The following is a 15,092-nucleotide window of genomic DNA, read 5'->3' as shown; positions in this document are numbered from 1 at the left end:
CTCCGCCTTATGAGGCCGCCACAATCGCCACACCCTGACCGGAACGGGTCTGGATCATGGCAGGCAGACCATCGTGGTCGACGGCCTTGCGCAGGTTAAACAAATGCACTTTCAGACTGTTGCTGTCGGGCTGGTCATCGCCCCACACCGCGCGCGCCAGCGCTTCGCGGCTAACCACCGCCGGGGACGCCCGCAGCAGCGCTTCGAGCAGTTTCCAGCCGGTCGGCGACAGGTGCACATGCTCACCTGCCCGCTGTACCGTACGACCGTCCAGATCCATCACCAGGTCACCGCAGCTTAGGCGGGTCACCTGACCACTGCGACGACGCGACAGTGCCACGACCCGTACCACCAGCTCCTGCATTTCAAATGGTTTGATCAGATAGTCGTCAGTGCCGGCCTGAAAGCCTTCAATCTTGTCGTCGAGCTGATCACGGGCGGTCAGCATCAGAATCGGCGTATTGTCGCCGCCCTGACGCAACCGTTCACACACGCTCAAACCATCCAGACGCGGCAGGTTGAGGTCCAGCAAGAGTACGTCGTACTCATTTTCATTCATCAGATTCAAGCCAGCCACGCCATTGCTGGCGTGGTCGCATTCGATGTCTTCCAGCGACAAATAGTCGATCAGGGTGCTGGCCAGATCGAGATCGTCTTCCACCAACAACACATTCAGCATGGGGTGCTCTCCGGACCTTCAGATTGCTTGAACAGGCGGCGCTTGAGCTTGCCCAGACCACGGTCGCCGTCGTCCTGAATCGCCATCAGAGACGGGATCAGCACCAAGGTAATCAAGGTCGCAAACATGATGCCGCAGCCCACCGATACCGCTGCCGGAATCAGGAACTGGGCCTGAATATCGGTTTCTGCCAACAGCGGCATCAAACCGGCAAAGGTGGTGAACGAGGTTAACAGTACCGCTCGCAAACGGTCGCGACAGGCGGTGTTGATCGCCGCCTTACGACCGGCAGAGGTGTTTTCAAAGCCATCGCTTTGCTTCAGGTCGTTATAACGGGATACCAGCAGCAGGCTGTCGTTAACCACCACCCCGCTGAGGGCAATGATGCCGTTGAACGACTGAATGCCCAGCGCAATATCAAAGGCCCAGTGACCCAGAATGGCGCCAACAATGCCGAACGGAATCGCCGTCATGATGATCACTGGCTGCACGTAGGACTTCAGCGGAATCGCCAGCAACATGTAGATGATCAGCAGCGCCAGCAACGACAGGCCAATCATGCTGCTTTGGGCTTCTTCCTGTTCTTCGGCTTCACCGGCAAAGTGAATATCCAGGCCGGGGTAGCTTTTCTTCAACTGGGGCACCAGCTCGGTTTGCAGCAGGTTAACCAGCTCGTTGGAGCTGATCTGATCCTTGTCGACATCCGCCGTCATGTACACCGCGCGTTTGCCATCAATGCGAGCAATGGCATTGCGGGAGTAGCCGTAGCTGATGGTCGCCACTGCCGACAGCGGCACCACGGTGCCATCGGAGGTACGAACTCGGGCAGCCAGCACGTCAGCAGGATTCTGACGGTCGGCCTCCGGATAACGCACTTTCACTTCAATTTCATCGGCACCGCGCTGGTAACGCTGCACCACCTGACCACTGAACGCCTGTAACACCTGTTCGGCCAGCATGCCGGTGGTGAAGCCCAGTGCCTCGCCCTGGGCATTCAGCTTCAGGCTGACCTGTGGCTGGGTCGGATCAAGGTTGTCTTCGACACCGCTGACGCCCGGAATCTGCATCAGGGCTTCGCGGAAGGCATCGCCGGAAGCCGTCAGCACGTCATCGGCACTGGCACGCAGCTCGACCCGGAACGCCGATATGTCGTCACGACGTGACTGGATCTTGAGGCTGCGCACACCTTCCGGTGTACCGGCCATCTGCTTCCAGGCGTTACTGAAATCGACCAGTGTGTACGGCGCGTCAGGGCGCAGTTCCACCCGGATATTGCCGGACTGGTCAGACTCGGAAATCACCTGCAAATAGGCAATGCCGTCGCCACCAAGCGTTTTATCCACCTGATAGGCTTGCTGTTCCAGCTCAATCAGGTGGCTGTGGGTCAGGCCATAGCTGGCATCCTGCTCCATGGTCAGACTGGCCCGCACGGTATCACCCTGGATTTCCGGGAAGAAACTCATGCGAACCGCACCGGTAAACGGCATACCAATCACCAGCACAAAGATACCGATAAACAGCACCACCATGGCGTAGCGGTTAAGCAGAGCAAAGTCGATCACCGGCTTGTACAGACGCTCGCCAAACCATTGCAGGCCAGCGTCACAGCCGTTTTGGACCTTGGCCCAGCCACGCGCCAGCGGGTTTTGGGCACCGTGACGATGGGTGTTCAGATGGGCCAGGTGCGATGGCAGGATCAGTTTGGATTCCACCAGCGACAGCAACAAACAAATGGCGACGATGCCGGCAAACTGGCTGTAGATTTCGCCCATGCGGCCTTCAACGTTGGCCAGTGCGCCAAACGCCGCCACGGTAGTCAGTACCCCGAACAGGGTCGGCACTGCCACCCGCATGGTGCCGCGTACGGTGTTGTTGACGGTGTCGCCGTGACGACTGCGTTCGGTATAAATACTCTCGCCGACCACCACAGCGTCGTCGACCACGATCCCCAGCGCCATGATAAAACCGAAGGTGGTGAGGTAGTTAAGCGATAGGCCAGTCCAGTTATCACCCATGAAATACAGGGTGCCGAAGAAAATAAACGGCAAGCCGGCAGCCACCCAGAAAGCCACTTTCAGGTTGAGGAACAAGGCCAACAACAGGAACACCAGCAAGATGCCGGTGGCGGCGTTTTTCACCAGCAACTCCAATCGGCTCTGAATGGATTCACTGCGGTCGTTCCAGGTTTCCAGCTGCACCGACTGCGGCAAGCGGCCATCGTCGATCCATTCCTGCACCACCGCCTGAGCTGCCACCACGGTGTCGGCAATGTCGTCCTGACCGGTGGTGATCACCTGCAAGGCAATGCTGTTTTTGCCTTGAAAGCGTGCCAGCACCGCGGTGCTGTCGTCGTAGGTATCACGGATACTGGCAACATCGCCCAGCAACAATTGCTGGCCGGACTGCAAGCTGATCAGCGGGATACTGGCAAAATCAGTGGTTTCGTAAGCTTGTTCAGAGGCCTGCAATTGCAGATACAGCTGCTCGCTTTTCAGCACTGCCGTCATGCTGGAGGTTGAACCGGCGTTGATCGCATCTTCAACATCAGACAACGTCAGGCCATAGGCTTGCAAACGGCCTTCATCGACTTCAATCACCATTTGCGGGTCACGCCAGCCGGTTTCGCTGACACTGGTGATATTGTTCTGGGCCAATAAGTCGGACTTCAGCTCGGTACCGAACATCTGCAAGGTATGACGATCCACATCGCCGTACAGCTGAATCCAGAGCGCGTGTTCTTCCCGCTGACCTTTTTTGATCACCGGATTTTTGGCATCGGCCGGAAAGCTGGAAATACCGTCTACTGCGGCACGAACGTCTCGCATCAGTTCGTTCAGGTCGTAGCCGTTCTGGCGTTCAACCGTAATCGAAGCACCGGTAGTGCTGGAGGTGGAGGTGACTGATTCCACCCCTAACACCCCTTGCAGGGCTTCTTCGATCTTGATGGCAATGCCTTCTTCCGATTGCTCAGCAGAGCCGCTGTTGTAGCTCACCGAAATGGAAATCGAATCCGGTTCGAGGCTGGGGAAAGCTTCACGGCGGATATCGCCCATCTGGAACAGGCCCAGTGCGATAACCAACAGCAGCAGCAGGTTGGCCGCCACCGGGTTGTGGGCGAACCAGCCAATGATGCCGCCGCCAACGCCATTAGAATGCTGCGGAGTGCTCATCAGTTGGCTGCTCCGTCACTGGAATCCTTGATCAGGCCACTGTCGCCATCGGCCACAATGCGCGGGCTGACCAGCGCACCTTCGGCGTAGCTGGACAATGGCTGCATCACCACCAGTTGCTCATCAGCCAGCCCCTCTGGCACTTGCACGTAGATGGAGCGGGCATCGCTGAACAACACATCCGCCAACTGGCTTTGCAGTTGCTGCTGTTCGTTCAGATACCAGATGTAACCGCGCTGGCTCAGCGCCGAGATTGGCAGTTTCCAGACGTTATCCACCGGCTTGCCTTCGATGGTCATTTTCACAAAGGTGCCAGGCTGCAACGCCGGAGTTTGTTGCAGCGGCTTATCCACCGCCACAATCAACGAACGCTGGCGGGTTTCTTCATCCAGATGCTTTTCGACCCGGCTGACATAGCCCTGCCATTGGCCGCGTGACTCCACCGATGTCAGAACGACCGGCCAGTGCTGTTGCTGCATGTCAGCCTCAGACGGCAACATGGCCCATTCACGCTCGGACAGCGCCACCGCAATTTCCACCTTGTCAGTGCTGTACAGGGTCGCAACTGCGCCACCGGCACTGACGTACGCCCCCGGCATCAGATCACGCGTGACCACCAGCGCATCAAACGGCGCGCTCAGACGGGTCCATTGCAGTTCCTTGCGGGCCGATACCAGCTCGGCTTCGGCATTTCTCAATGCCGCACGAGCAGCCGCCAATTGCGGTTCGCGCAGCAGCAACGGCGAATCCGGGTCACCGGATAGGCCCGCCGCTTTCCATTCGGTTTGGGCCTGCTCGACTTCGCGTTCTTCTTCCAGCAAGGTGACCTTGGCATCGGCAACGGACTGCTCGGCCGCCGCTACCGCCGCCAGATAGCTGCTGTTTTCAAGCTGGGCCAACAAGCTGCCCTTTTTGATCAGTTCGCCCGACTCAAAACTGGCCGACAAGCTTTCCACCACGCCGCCAACCCGTGCGGTCAGCGCCAGTTCGTAGTGGGATTCGGCCGAGCCATAACCGCTCAGGCTGGCCTGATAGGTACCACGACGGGCTTGCACCACTCGAGTGGAGGACGCAGCAGCCAGATCGGCCTTACGGGCCTGGCCCGCTGCTGGGTTTTGGTTATTGGCGGTGTTTTGGTTATTGGCAGCGACTGATCCCGCGGCGCCAGAGCCCGCTGAGCCTGGAGCACCCGAACCTGGAGCCCCCGGAGGACCACCCGGGCGACCAGCGGAAGGCCCCATTTGACTGAGGGTATAAACAGCCGCGCCCGCTACAAAAATCAGCGCCGCTGCAATGCCAATGGCAGCGCGTTTGTAGGAAGTAGAGGTGTTGTCACTCATGTCAGCGGGTCTCCGACGGGGTAGCTGAAGGGGTCATGGATTCGTTGGTAATGCCCGGCAAGCCAAGGGCCAATCCCAGCGCAATGCGATTACTCAGGCGCTCGTAACGCAAGCTGTTAAGGTTATCTTCCAGATCGTAGCGGGATTGCTGCACCGAGATCAGTTCCAGCAAGGTCGCCAAACCGGAACGGTAACGACGCAGGTAACGGGCTTCGTTGCTTTTGGCAGTGCCTAACGCACGCTCGATCGCGTCTTCCCGCATCGCCAGCGCGTTCTCGTTGTCGAGCGCGTTTTCCACTTCGCTGACCGCGGTCAGCAAGGTATCGCGGTAAGACTGCGCCGATGCCGCCGCACTGAATTCAGCGGCATTGGCCGCGGCTTTCAGCTGGCCACCCTGAAACAGCGGCTGGGTAAGTTGGCCAACCAGCGACCAGACCGGATCGGTGAACAGCGACGATCCGGGCGTTGAGCCAGAATCACTCAGCGATGCCGACAGACTGATGCTCGGCAGCATGTCCTTGTAGGCAATGTCGACGCGCTTGCTGGACGCCTGATAGGCATTCCAGGCAGCTTTCAGGTCAGGACGACGAGCCAGGGTTTGCTCAGGCAAGTCGACCAGCGGCATTTGCACCTGTGGATAGGTTTCTGGCATCGCCTCCGGATTGCCCAGTCCCAGCGCGGCCAGTTGCTGGTTGTCAGCGGTGCCCAACAAGGTACGCAGGGCACGCCAGGCTTCTTTCAACTCATAGTGGTTGTTGGCCAGCGTTGCCTCACCACTGGCCAGCGAGGTGCGGGCACTGTCGAGGTCGTCCAGCGAGCCAATACCGGCCTTGTAACGCTGCACAATGGCCTGTTCGTTTTTGCGCAGGGCGTCCAGACGCAGTTGTTGCAGGCGGATGCTGTTGTTCAGATTGATCAGGTTGAGCCAGCCCTGCATCACTTCGGCCACCAGCGTGTCGCGGGTTTGCTGCCACACCGCCAGTTGTTCGGCAACGTCCAGCTCGGCGGCGCTGGTGCTGTCGGCCAGTTTGGCCCACAGATCCAGCTCCCAACTGACATTGAGGGAACTGGTAAAGCTGTTGCCGTTGTTTTCAGAGCGGGAGCCCTGGAACGACACATCAGCGGAGGGGAGCTGACTGGCACGGGTGCCCAGACGCTGAGCCTGAAGCTGTCGCAAGGTGAACCAGCTTTGCTGCAAGCCCGGGTTAGCGCTCAGGCTGGCTTCAACCAGTTGCTCCAATTGATCAGAACCGAGTAAATCCAGCAGGCTGGTGTTTGTGGTCTTGGTGGTATTAGAGTTTTCCAAAGCAGCAGAGCTGTCAGCCGTATCTACCTGCCATTGACCAAGGGCATTGCGCTCATCCAGCAGTGCTTGCTCATCGCTTTGCTGCGAGCCGGACAAGGCCGAGCAGCCGGACAGCAGCACCGCAGCGGCAGCCAACAGCAAGGACGCACGACGACCGGCGGTCTGCGATTGGGAACGCGTGTACGGTGCGGCAGTGCCGCTCCGGGTACATGGGATAGCGGACAGCGGGACGGGCCGGATCGGCATTCTGAAAACTCCACCTGATGATACAGACGATATTATCTTACAAAGCGGTTAACAGCGGGTTAACCGCGGTCTCTCTATAACGACCTGATAACAGCTGCCAAGCGGTAGTCTGGCTACCGGCTGGAGTAAAGAATTGTAGCGGTAAATGTCCTGCAGAAACGAGCCACCGAATAACAAGGTGCTGGATACAGCGGTTGAATCCGCTGCTCAGAACATCCAGTTCACATCGTCGTAGTCGTCTTCAACGCAACTACGGAAGGCATCCAGCGTGGTTTCGTCTTCACAATCCACCCGATCGGCAATCAGGCTGCCATCGTCGTCCACGTACACCCGTACCAGCAGATAGCGCTCGGCGCGGTCGTCATCGTCTTCGTAGTCTTCCACCACGTCTTCGATGTCGTCGCACTGGGAGTACTGTTCGCAGTCAAGGGCAATGGTGTCGTAAAGGGTGAAGTTGCTGTTTTGCGACGGCAAGGCACTGGCACGCAGCACAATGCGGAATTTGTAGGAGGAGCCAAAACGGTCGTCCGGGCTGTCGTCGTCCTCGTCGAGGTCGACCGCAGTGATGATGCCGCCGTTGCTGACGGTTTTGACCACGTCGATGTGGTAACGGTAGCCCCAGCTGAAACTCCAGTTGCTGATGCCGTCTTCCAGTTGCAGCAGTTCGTAATCCCCGGATGCATTCACCTTGAACAGCTGACACAACATGGCTTCCGACAAACCGCAGTCGCTCATCACTGGAGCAATGTACCAGGACACATCGGTTTCGCCTTCGCAGTCGCTGGCGTAGTCGTCTTCGGCCGCGGCACAAATCACGCTGTCGAGGGCAATGCCACCACTGCCATCCACCACAAATTGCAGCTCGGTTTCATAGCTGTTGGCTACCGCTGCATCCAGCGCCTCACAGCTGCTGCTGGCACTGCAGTCGAAGTCGATTTCGCCACCGAGGTTCCAGCTGCTGTCGTCAAGGGCATAGAGGATGCCGGTGTTGGTGTAGAGAGTCAGAGAGAAGGCTTCTTCGCTGGCGCTCACTGCTTCCATCGACTGCGTGCTATCGAAGCTGTAGCTATCGGGGTCACCACTGTCGTCGTAGGAGATGGTCACCGTAGCGGTGTAACGGTAGCCCCATTGGAAGTCATCAAAGTTGGAAAACGGCACATCCGCCACTTCCCAACTGTCGTCTTCATCTTCCCGAATGCGGAAACACAGACTGCTGTCTTCGTCATCGCACTGCTGTTTGTAGTAGTCGATGTAGAGTGTGGTGGTTTCGTCATCCCAATGACGACCCAGCCCCTGACAGGCAACAAGAGTCAGAGCCGTGCTGGCCAACAGGGTCAGCCCCAACAGCCGTTTGATGATTGCAGACATGATGTTCCGTTGCGGCCAACAGGCCACAGTCATTTCAATTATTCAGAACGTCCGTGTTGCAACAGAATTGGCATGGCATAAGCCAGCAACACCTGTTTCTGAACGTCACGTTCTTCGGATTCAAAGCGGTCGCGCATTTGTTGTTCAAGTTCCGCACTGACGGCTTCCGCAGGCAGGTCGGTGTGACAGTCAAATTGCCGCTGCAACAGCCCCAGTGCCGCATGATGCACGGGCAGTATTTCAGTCATGTCACGTAGCTGCTGGTCAATGGCGGCGGCCATCACGTCGGCGCTGGCCATTTCCTCGTCCGTCAGCGGACGACCAAAGTCGATATGAATCACACCCTTGTTACCGGTAATGCCGGTCAGCAGGCTGCGGGTATCTTCGCCTTCTTCCTTGCTGTAGGTGCCGTAACGGGCCTTGGCGACCAGTTCACGGGCCTTCATCACATCACAAGGGTCCCATTCGTATTGAATGCATACCGGCACCGGACGCAAGTGGCCCATGCTCTCGGCGAAACTTTCCTTCCGCTCACGGCCATGCAGCGCCATCATTTTCAGCACCGCGGTGTCGGTCATGTCGATGGCATTTTTGGCGCGCCCTTCACGCTGGGCAATCCACACCGACTCCTGCTCATCGAGGGTATGACGAATGTAGTTCGACAGCTGTTGCAAAGCCGCCAGTTTCTCACGCTTGTTGGTAATGTTTCGTTTAACAATGAAAGACTTGTTCAAGCGCATCACGTCGCCCACATCCGGGTGACTGAGCAGGTTGTCGCCAATGGCAATGCGACTGGTTGGCCAACCGGCGTTGTGCAACGAGTAGTTGATCAGGGTCGGGTCCATGGCGATATCACGGTGGTTGGATATCCACAGGTGCCCTTGTTGCGGGTTCATTTGATCCAGACCACGCACCACCACATCGGTGGCGGTTTTGGCCAGCAAGCGGCCAATCCAGTTTTCCATCCAGATCTGGAAATCCTGCACCGTGTGGACATCGGCCATTTGCTTGATCAGCACCCGCTTGGCCAACGGCAGCATCAGCTCACGCAGCCAGCCTGGCAGCAGCGGCAAACGATACTTCAACAACGCGCGGTGAACGGTGTCGGACTGGCAAATGCGGTCGAGAACAGCAGCAACTTCGCTGTCCTGATAAGGGCGGATGTCGGCGTATAAATCTTGCATGGAGGGTTCAGGGTCTGGGTAGTCATCGGCGGCGGGGATGATGCCTGAGTTGGCCGCCTTAAGGCAAATTCAGGACTGTGCTACCGTGTTGACTGAAATTGACCGCAGCCTCTTTAAAAATCGGGTTTTTGCCCCCACATAGTCTGCAACCGTCCAGTTGAGAGAACTCCCATGATTGAACAATGGCAACCGGCCAACGCCAGCAACGCCTCCCTTCCCAAAGCCGACCAGTTACAGCAACTGCCGGCTGCTCTGGTTAACAGCGACAGCGCCGAGCCTTCAATCAATGAAAGCGTCCTCGACGCCGCCCTGCTGCAACAGGCCAAGCTGTGGACGCAATTGAACGAAGAACAGTGGGCGGACGGCTGGGGCGAGCTGGACGACCAGACGCTGTGGCACATTGCGCTGTTTTACGTACTGGCCGAGCAACAGCTGGACGACTGGCAATTGGCCGACAAGAACCCGGCCATCTGGGTATTCCGAATGCTGAAGAAGCGTGGCACACCGGTACCCAAGGATCAGATCAAGGCCATCAAGAAACTGACCGACAACCGCTTTATTCCCTACGGCAGCGTACTGTAAAGCAACCTGCGTCAGCGATCAGTACGAGTATTTGCATGGGCTGCCAAAAACACCGGCAGCTCACGTTTGAGATCTTCCAGCCGAATCGGCTTGGCCAAATAGCCGTTCATCCCGGCCTCTTCACAAGCGCCTTTGCGATCGGCCATCACATCGGCTGATAGCGCCACGATCAATAATGGTGGCTGACCCTGTTGCTGCTCCCGCTGGCGAATCTTGCGACTGGCCTCCAGGCCGTCCATGTTCGGCATATGACAGTCCATCAACACCAGATTGAACGACTGCTCGGCGGTTATCGCAACCGCCTGCAAACCATCTATCGCCAGTTCGACTTCGCAGCCGAGGCGTTTGAGCATCTGACTGGCCACCTTCTGGTTAACCGAGTTGTCTTCCGCCAGCAATACCCGACAGCCTTCCAACAGCCCGGCGTCTGATACAGGCGCAGCCGAATGCGGCACGAGTGCTTGCTGCGGCTGATCCAGCGGCAGCGACTTCTGCATGGCCATACCGGGCTCTGCCGCGGGCAAAGAATCACTGCGCTCACCGCCGTTGAACAGATGACCACGGGTAATCAACTGCTCTGGCGCGGCCACCAGCAGCCGTCGCAGTAGCGATTTGACGTTGGCCTGACTCATCGGCCATTCCCAACAGGCTCGAATGCCCTGTTGCAGCAATACGTCTCGTGGCTCCCAGATACCATCCGAGGAGGTCATCGCCACCAGCAAGCGACGCTGGCGTAATTGCAGCCGGAAGTTATCGTCACTCTCGTGCCAGCATTGCTGCGACATCACCAGTAACACTGGCGGTGGATTTTGTTGCAGCGCCTCCAGCACCTTGACCGTACTGCTGAATTCACGCGCCAGCATGTTCATGCTGCGAGCCACCGATGCCAGCAAGGTGCGATGCACGCGCTGATCGTCGCAGATCCACATATCACCGCTGACACTGCCCGGCTCCGATGGTCGTGGCACATCGGCCCGAAATGCCACAGGCAAGCTGACATCAAACCAGAAATTCGAGCCCGAACCCGGAGTGCTGACCACGCCGACCTTGCCATCCATCAACTTCGCCAGGCGTTGGCAAATACTCAGCCCCAAACCGGTTCCGCCCGCTTCGGTGGAAATGCGGCCATGGGCAAAGCTGTACTCTTCAAACAGCGCCACTGCACGACTGGCACCAATGCCAATGCCGGTGTCTTCGACCGAAAACCGGATGGCAACGTTGCTGTCGTGGTCGCGCACCAGCACCGCTCGCAACAGCACATGGCCCTGTTCGGTGAATTTGATGGCGTTGTTGAGGTAGTTCATCAGAATTTGGCGAATCCGCATCGGGTCGCCAATCAGTTGTTGCGGCAGCTTGTCATCCACAAAGGATTGCAGCGTCAGACGCTTTTCCTGCGCCTTGGCCGACACCATGTCCAGCAGGCTTTGCACCAGTTCGTGGAGATCAAATTCTTCCTGTTCGATGCTGAGTTTGCCAGCGTCGATTTTGGAGATATCGAGAATGTCGTTGATGATCGCTAACAGGTGTTCGGAGGAACTGTGAATCACTCGCTGATAACCCTGTTGCTCTTCATCCAGCGGCGTCTGTTCCATCAATGACACCATGCCCAGCAAGCCGGTCATGGGGGTACGGATCTCGTGACTCATATTGGCCAGAAAGCGGCTTTTGGCGTTGTTCGATTGCTCGGCCGCCAGTTTGTCCTGGCGCAGTTGCTGCAACTCTTCAAACCGCTCGCTGGTGTCCTGAATAAACATCATCACGTAGCCGGGCTTGCTGGTGTCTCGGCTCAGCCGGATCTGGCCGCTGGCCTCCAGTTCCGGCAGTTCAAATTCCAGTACCTCGGGGTCGCCACCGGCCAATGTGGTTTCCAGCGCCTGCAAGAACTGCTGGCGCAGTGCCACCGGGAACAGAATGGCGAATTCGGATTCGGGAGCAAGATCGTGATCAAGGAAGGGGCGGTTGGCTTCCACCACCCGGCCGCGACTGTCCAGACTGACCAGCACGTCGGGGTGTTGCCACCACCACAAATTGCGACTGCGGTTGGCGCGCTTGAGGCGATTGTTTTCTGCCCGCGTCACCCGCAGGGCCGACAACAGCATCAGAAACATGCCGGCCACAACCAGAATGAACAACGCCTGTAGCCATTGATAGGTAAATAGGTCTGCCATAACGTCCGATGTTTGCGCTCCGGTTGGCGGCCTTTCGGGTCATCGTATTGGCCCGGCTCAACAGGCCCGGTTGGCGTACCTTATACCGGGCGCTGGGTGTGACTTTCGCTCAAATCCAGTAGCCCGACAAAGCGTTTTTGCTCCACCGGCCATTGTATTCGACACCAGCCATCCGTGCTGACCCCGGTCGGAATATCGCCACCAGCCACAATACAGAGGATATCCTGACTTTCCGATTCCCGTCGTACCCGGTTCACAGCCGCGACCATTTCTTCGCTGGACACCACCACCGCGGTTGGCTGTTGTTCCGAGAACACGTAACCAAACTGCATCGCATCACTGGCTACCATGGGTTCCCAGCCTGCCCGCCGCGCCGTCGACGCCAGCTCGGCGGCCAGATCTTCAGGCTCTGCCAGAATCAACAGGGTACGGCCGTGCTGGCGCAACTCGTCCGGAACCGGCATGTGGTTGCTTTGCAGGAAACTGATGAATCCCGGCAATGGAATGCGGTTATCCCCGCGTCCCGGCAACTTGTATGCTTCCAGATGACCGCGCTCAATCCAGCGGATGACTGTTCTGAAATTAACACCACAATATTTGGCAACTTCGCCTGTGGTAAGAGCTTGTTTTCCCCTCACGACACCGCCCAGCCTGTCTGATACTTTAAACTCAGTATAGATAGCCTTTGGCCTTTGCAAGTCCAAAACAGTATTCTCTGTGTAAGTGCTGCACCCAACGCATGACATATGAACCAGCAACCGGTGGCCAGGGAGGATTTAACCGGCATGGCTCAACAAGTGTTATTCATAAACGATGGCACAGCCTCACTGCACACAGCCTATCAGGCGCTGATATCCCGGGACATTGATGTGCATCTTGCACACAACCTGAAAGAAGCCGAGTCGATATTCAGTACCTGCAAAATTCAGGTTGTGGTGTTTGGCGCCATTAACGGCAAGGCGAACTGGCGTCAGATCGCCAGTCACCTGCGTGACATCAGTCCGTCCAGCTACCGCATGCTGATGGCCAATGACCTCGACTATCAACACGTACATGCTGCGCGCCAGGAAGGCCTGCTGCACAAGTTTGTGGTCAGCCCGGTGTTGCCCAACAGCCTCTTGCGCGACATTCAGGAAGGCGCCCGTCAGGCGTCACTGCTGCACAAGCTGATTCGGCTGAAGACCTCCATCAAGCCGGATATGTGCACCCTGCTGACCGATCGCAACTGGGTTATCCGACTGGCCAACGACTCCATTTGTGAATTGCTGGGCGAAAGCGAAAGTAATCTGGTTGGCCGCAACCTGTTCAGCAACCAGATCAGTCAGATGCCGGTGGCGCTGGAGACCGAATTGACCCGTCAGGTTGAAGCTGGCCACTCCTGGCTGGGCTATTTCAGTCTGCACGCCCACAATGGCCAGCCTTGTGCCATGTGGGCAGCCATCAGCTCGGTCAGCCGCGACTATTGCATCTGCGTGTTTGAGGCCGCCACTGACCATCATCCCGGACGCGATTACAGCGACTGGTTGGCGATGAAAGATCAGCATCAGCAATTCGAGCAGCTCGACCGCTTTCTGGCCAGCTCTGCCAGTATGAGTTGTTTGCAAGTAGTGCGGTTTGACGAACAGCCACTGCAAACAGATGACGACGGCTTTGCCTGTTACAAGGCGATGGTGGAATGCGTTGGCAACCGCCAACCGCTGTTTCAACTCGCCAACCACCTGTTTGTGCTGCCGCTGATGGCCACCGACCACAGGCAATGCCCTGACGATCACAAACGCTCAATAAAACAACGCTTTCAAAGCCCGCTGATCAGTGCCGGTGACGCCATTACCCTGACCCCCGAAATGCGTTGCCTGCCGTTGCACGAAGAACATCAGCGCGGCCCGTTGGATAGATTGCGCGAGATGCTCGACAGCCCTATCGGTCGCAGCCAGGCGCTGGAATCACAAAAAACCTCAGCGCAGCCGTCAGTCGCCAGCAGCCAGCAGGCCTTCAACGATTACCGGGCACGACCGGTGTTTAACAAGCTCGGGGGACTCAGTGGGCTGGAGCTGCTGCCGGAGTACATTCAAGACCCGGAGGTGTGCCACCTGTGGCTGGAAAACATGCAGCACACCTGGCAGCAACACATTCACGAGCTGCCCAATATTTTCGTGCGTCTCGACAGCATCAACAACCCGGTCTGGATGGCCATGCGACAGTGCATGAGCCAGTGGCAAAAAACCGGGCAGAGCCCACTCTGGCAGTTGATTCTGCCGTGGCAGGCCGACATGGCGCAGCTTGAACGCACGTCGCTGATGTTGCCTGAGGGCATCGGTTTGATCATTGAAGTGGCAGGCCTGCCGGGGGCGCCCTTGCCGGTATTGCGACAGCTGGCCCGCTGCGATATTGACGGCATCAGCATTGCCGCCAACGAAATCAATCGCTGGCGCGCCAGTGGCGATGCCGATTACAGTATCTTTCAACCCTTGCTGGAGCAGGGCAAGCGCATCTACTGTCACGGCATCGAATCCACCGAAGCCCTGGCCACCGCCCATCAGAGCAGTTCGATTTGGCTGGAAGGCAACGCCTTGTCCCGCCCCATCGGCGCCCAACAGATTCACTGGTTTGCCAGTCACTAGAAGCACCGGGCACTCTCAATAGCAATCGATAGCAATATTGATACAGTTCAAGCCGTAACAACTCATGTATCATTAAGGGCTAAACCGGAGGACCGAACGTGAACAAAGACCAAGCCTACCACCAGATTGCCCTGGCCTGCCTGAAAACCCTGCGTAACACCAATGCCAGCAGCGATGATGCCGTGGCAGAGCTGTACAGCGCCATCGACGAAGCGTTTCAAGGCCAATTTGCCTTGCTGATTACGGAACTGGAAGAGAACCGCGAGCGTCTCAACCGCATCTGCGAACTCGACCCCAACAGCTGCACCTTGGCCGACGCCCAGGCCATTGCTGAAATTCGCGGTACAGCGCACTAATCGCTGACCGCCACGGGTGAGTCCCAGCCGGATTTGCCCACACACCACCCACCGTGAACGGAACCACGCGAC

At 57.6% G+C, this 15,092-nt stretch carries 11 protein-coding genes; 3 read left to right on the top strand and 8 right to left on the bottom strand.

Features of this window, described 5'->3' with window-relative positions:
- Positions 1–7: 7 nt before the first annotated feature.
- From ACXADJ_RS18740 to ACXADJ_RS18715, 6 genes are all read right to left on the bottom strand, one after another.
- Positions 8–679 carry a response regulator transcription factor gene (locus ACXADJ_RS18740; protein ID WP_475069007.1) on the bottom strand — a complete coding sequence of 224 codons (672 nt, stop codon included), beginning with the start codon at positions 677–679 and terminating at the stop codon, positions 8–10.
- Positions 673–3,849, bottom strand: a complete 3,177-nt coding sequence (locus tag ACXADJ_RS18735; RefSeq protein ID WP_475069005.1) for an efflux RND transporter permease subunit — start codon at positions 3,847–3,849, stop codon at positions 673–675. Before ACXADJ_RS18735 ends, ACXADJ_RS18740 begins: the two co-directional genes overlap by 7 nt.
- Positions 3,849–5,189 (bottom strand): efflux RND transporter periplasmic adaptor subunit, encoded by a 1,341-nt coding sequence (locus ACXADJ_RS18730; RefSeq protein WP_475069002.1) that lies wholly within the window; start codon positions 5,187–5,189, stop codon positions 3,849–3,851. Before ACXADJ_RS18730 ends, ACXADJ_RS18735 begins: the two co-directional genes overlap by 1 nt.
- A gap of 1 nt (position 5,190) precedes the next feature.
- On the bottom strand, positions 5,191–6,741 hold the full coding sequence (locus ACXADJ_RS18725) for a TolC family protein (RefSeq protein ID WP_475069001.1): 1,551 nt from the start codon (positions 6,739–6,741) through the stop codon (positions 5,191–5,193).
- A 207-nt stretch (positions 6,742–6,948) separates the two neighbouring features.
- A complete protein-coding gene (locus tag ACXADJ_RS18720; protein ID WP_028293074.1) occupies positions 6,949–8,109 on the bottom strand; it encodes a hypothetical protein in 1,161 nt (386 codons plus the stop codon).
- 38 nt (positions 8,110–8,147) lie between these two features.
- Positions 8,148–9,293, bottom strand: a complete 1,146-nt coding sequence (locus tag ACXADJ_RS18715) for a 1-acyl-sn-glycerol-3-phosphate acyltransferase (RefSeq protein ID WP_036535070.1) — start codon at positions 9,291–9,293, stop codon at positions 8,148–8,150.
- A 171-nt stretch (positions 9,294–9,464) separates the two neighbouring features.
- Here ACXADJ_RS18715 and ACXADJ_RS18710 point away from each other — a divergent pair, with 171 nt between their 5' ends.
- Positions 9,465–9,875 carry a hypothetical protein gene (locus tag ACXADJ_RS18710; protein WP_475068997.1) on the top strand — a complete coding sequence of 137 codons (411 nt, stop codon included), beginning with the start codon at positions 9,465–9,467 and terminating at the stop codon, positions 9,873–9,875.
- Between the two features lie 11 nt (positions 9,876–9,886).
- Here the strand turns inward: ACXADJ_RS18710 and ACXADJ_RS18705 are convergent, their stop codons facing one another.
- Complete coding sequence (locus ACXADJ_RS18705; RefSeq protein ID WP_475068995.1) at positions 9,887–12,043, bottom strand: response regulator; 2,157 nt, start codon at positions 12,041–12,043, stop codon at positions 9,887–9,889.
- A gap of 80 nt (positions 12,044–12,123) precedes the next feature.
- Entirely contained in the window at positions 12,124–12,681 is a 558-nt protein-coding gene (locus ACXADJ_RS18700) for a helix-turn-helix domain-containing protein (RefSeq protein WP_211225077.1), read from the bottom strand.
- A gap of 147 nt (positions 12,682–12,828) precedes the next feature.
- Here ACXADJ_RS18700 and ACXADJ_RS18695 point away from each other — a divergent pair, with 147 nt between their 5' ends.
- Positions 12,829–14,664, top strand: coding sequence for a hypothetical protein (locus tag ACXADJ_RS18695; protein WP_475068991.1), 1,836 nt, complete (start codon positions 12,829–12,831; stop codon positions 14,662–14,664).
- Positions 14,665–14,762: 98 nt separating this feature from the next.
- The gene (locus tag ACXADJ_RS18690; protein WP_028293068.1) at positions 14,763–15,020 is read left to right on the top strand and encodes a hypothetical protein; all 258 of its coding nucleotides are present in this window, start codon (positions 14,763–14,765) and stop codon (positions 15,018–15,020) included.
- Positions 15,021–15,092: the final 72 nt, after the last annotated feature.

The sequence above is a fragment of the Oceanobacter sp. ABM4_470 genome, assembly GCF_056158645.1.
The sequence above is the reverse complement of the archived record's forward strand: the minus strand, read 5'-3'. Positions and strand labels throughout refer to the sequence as shown.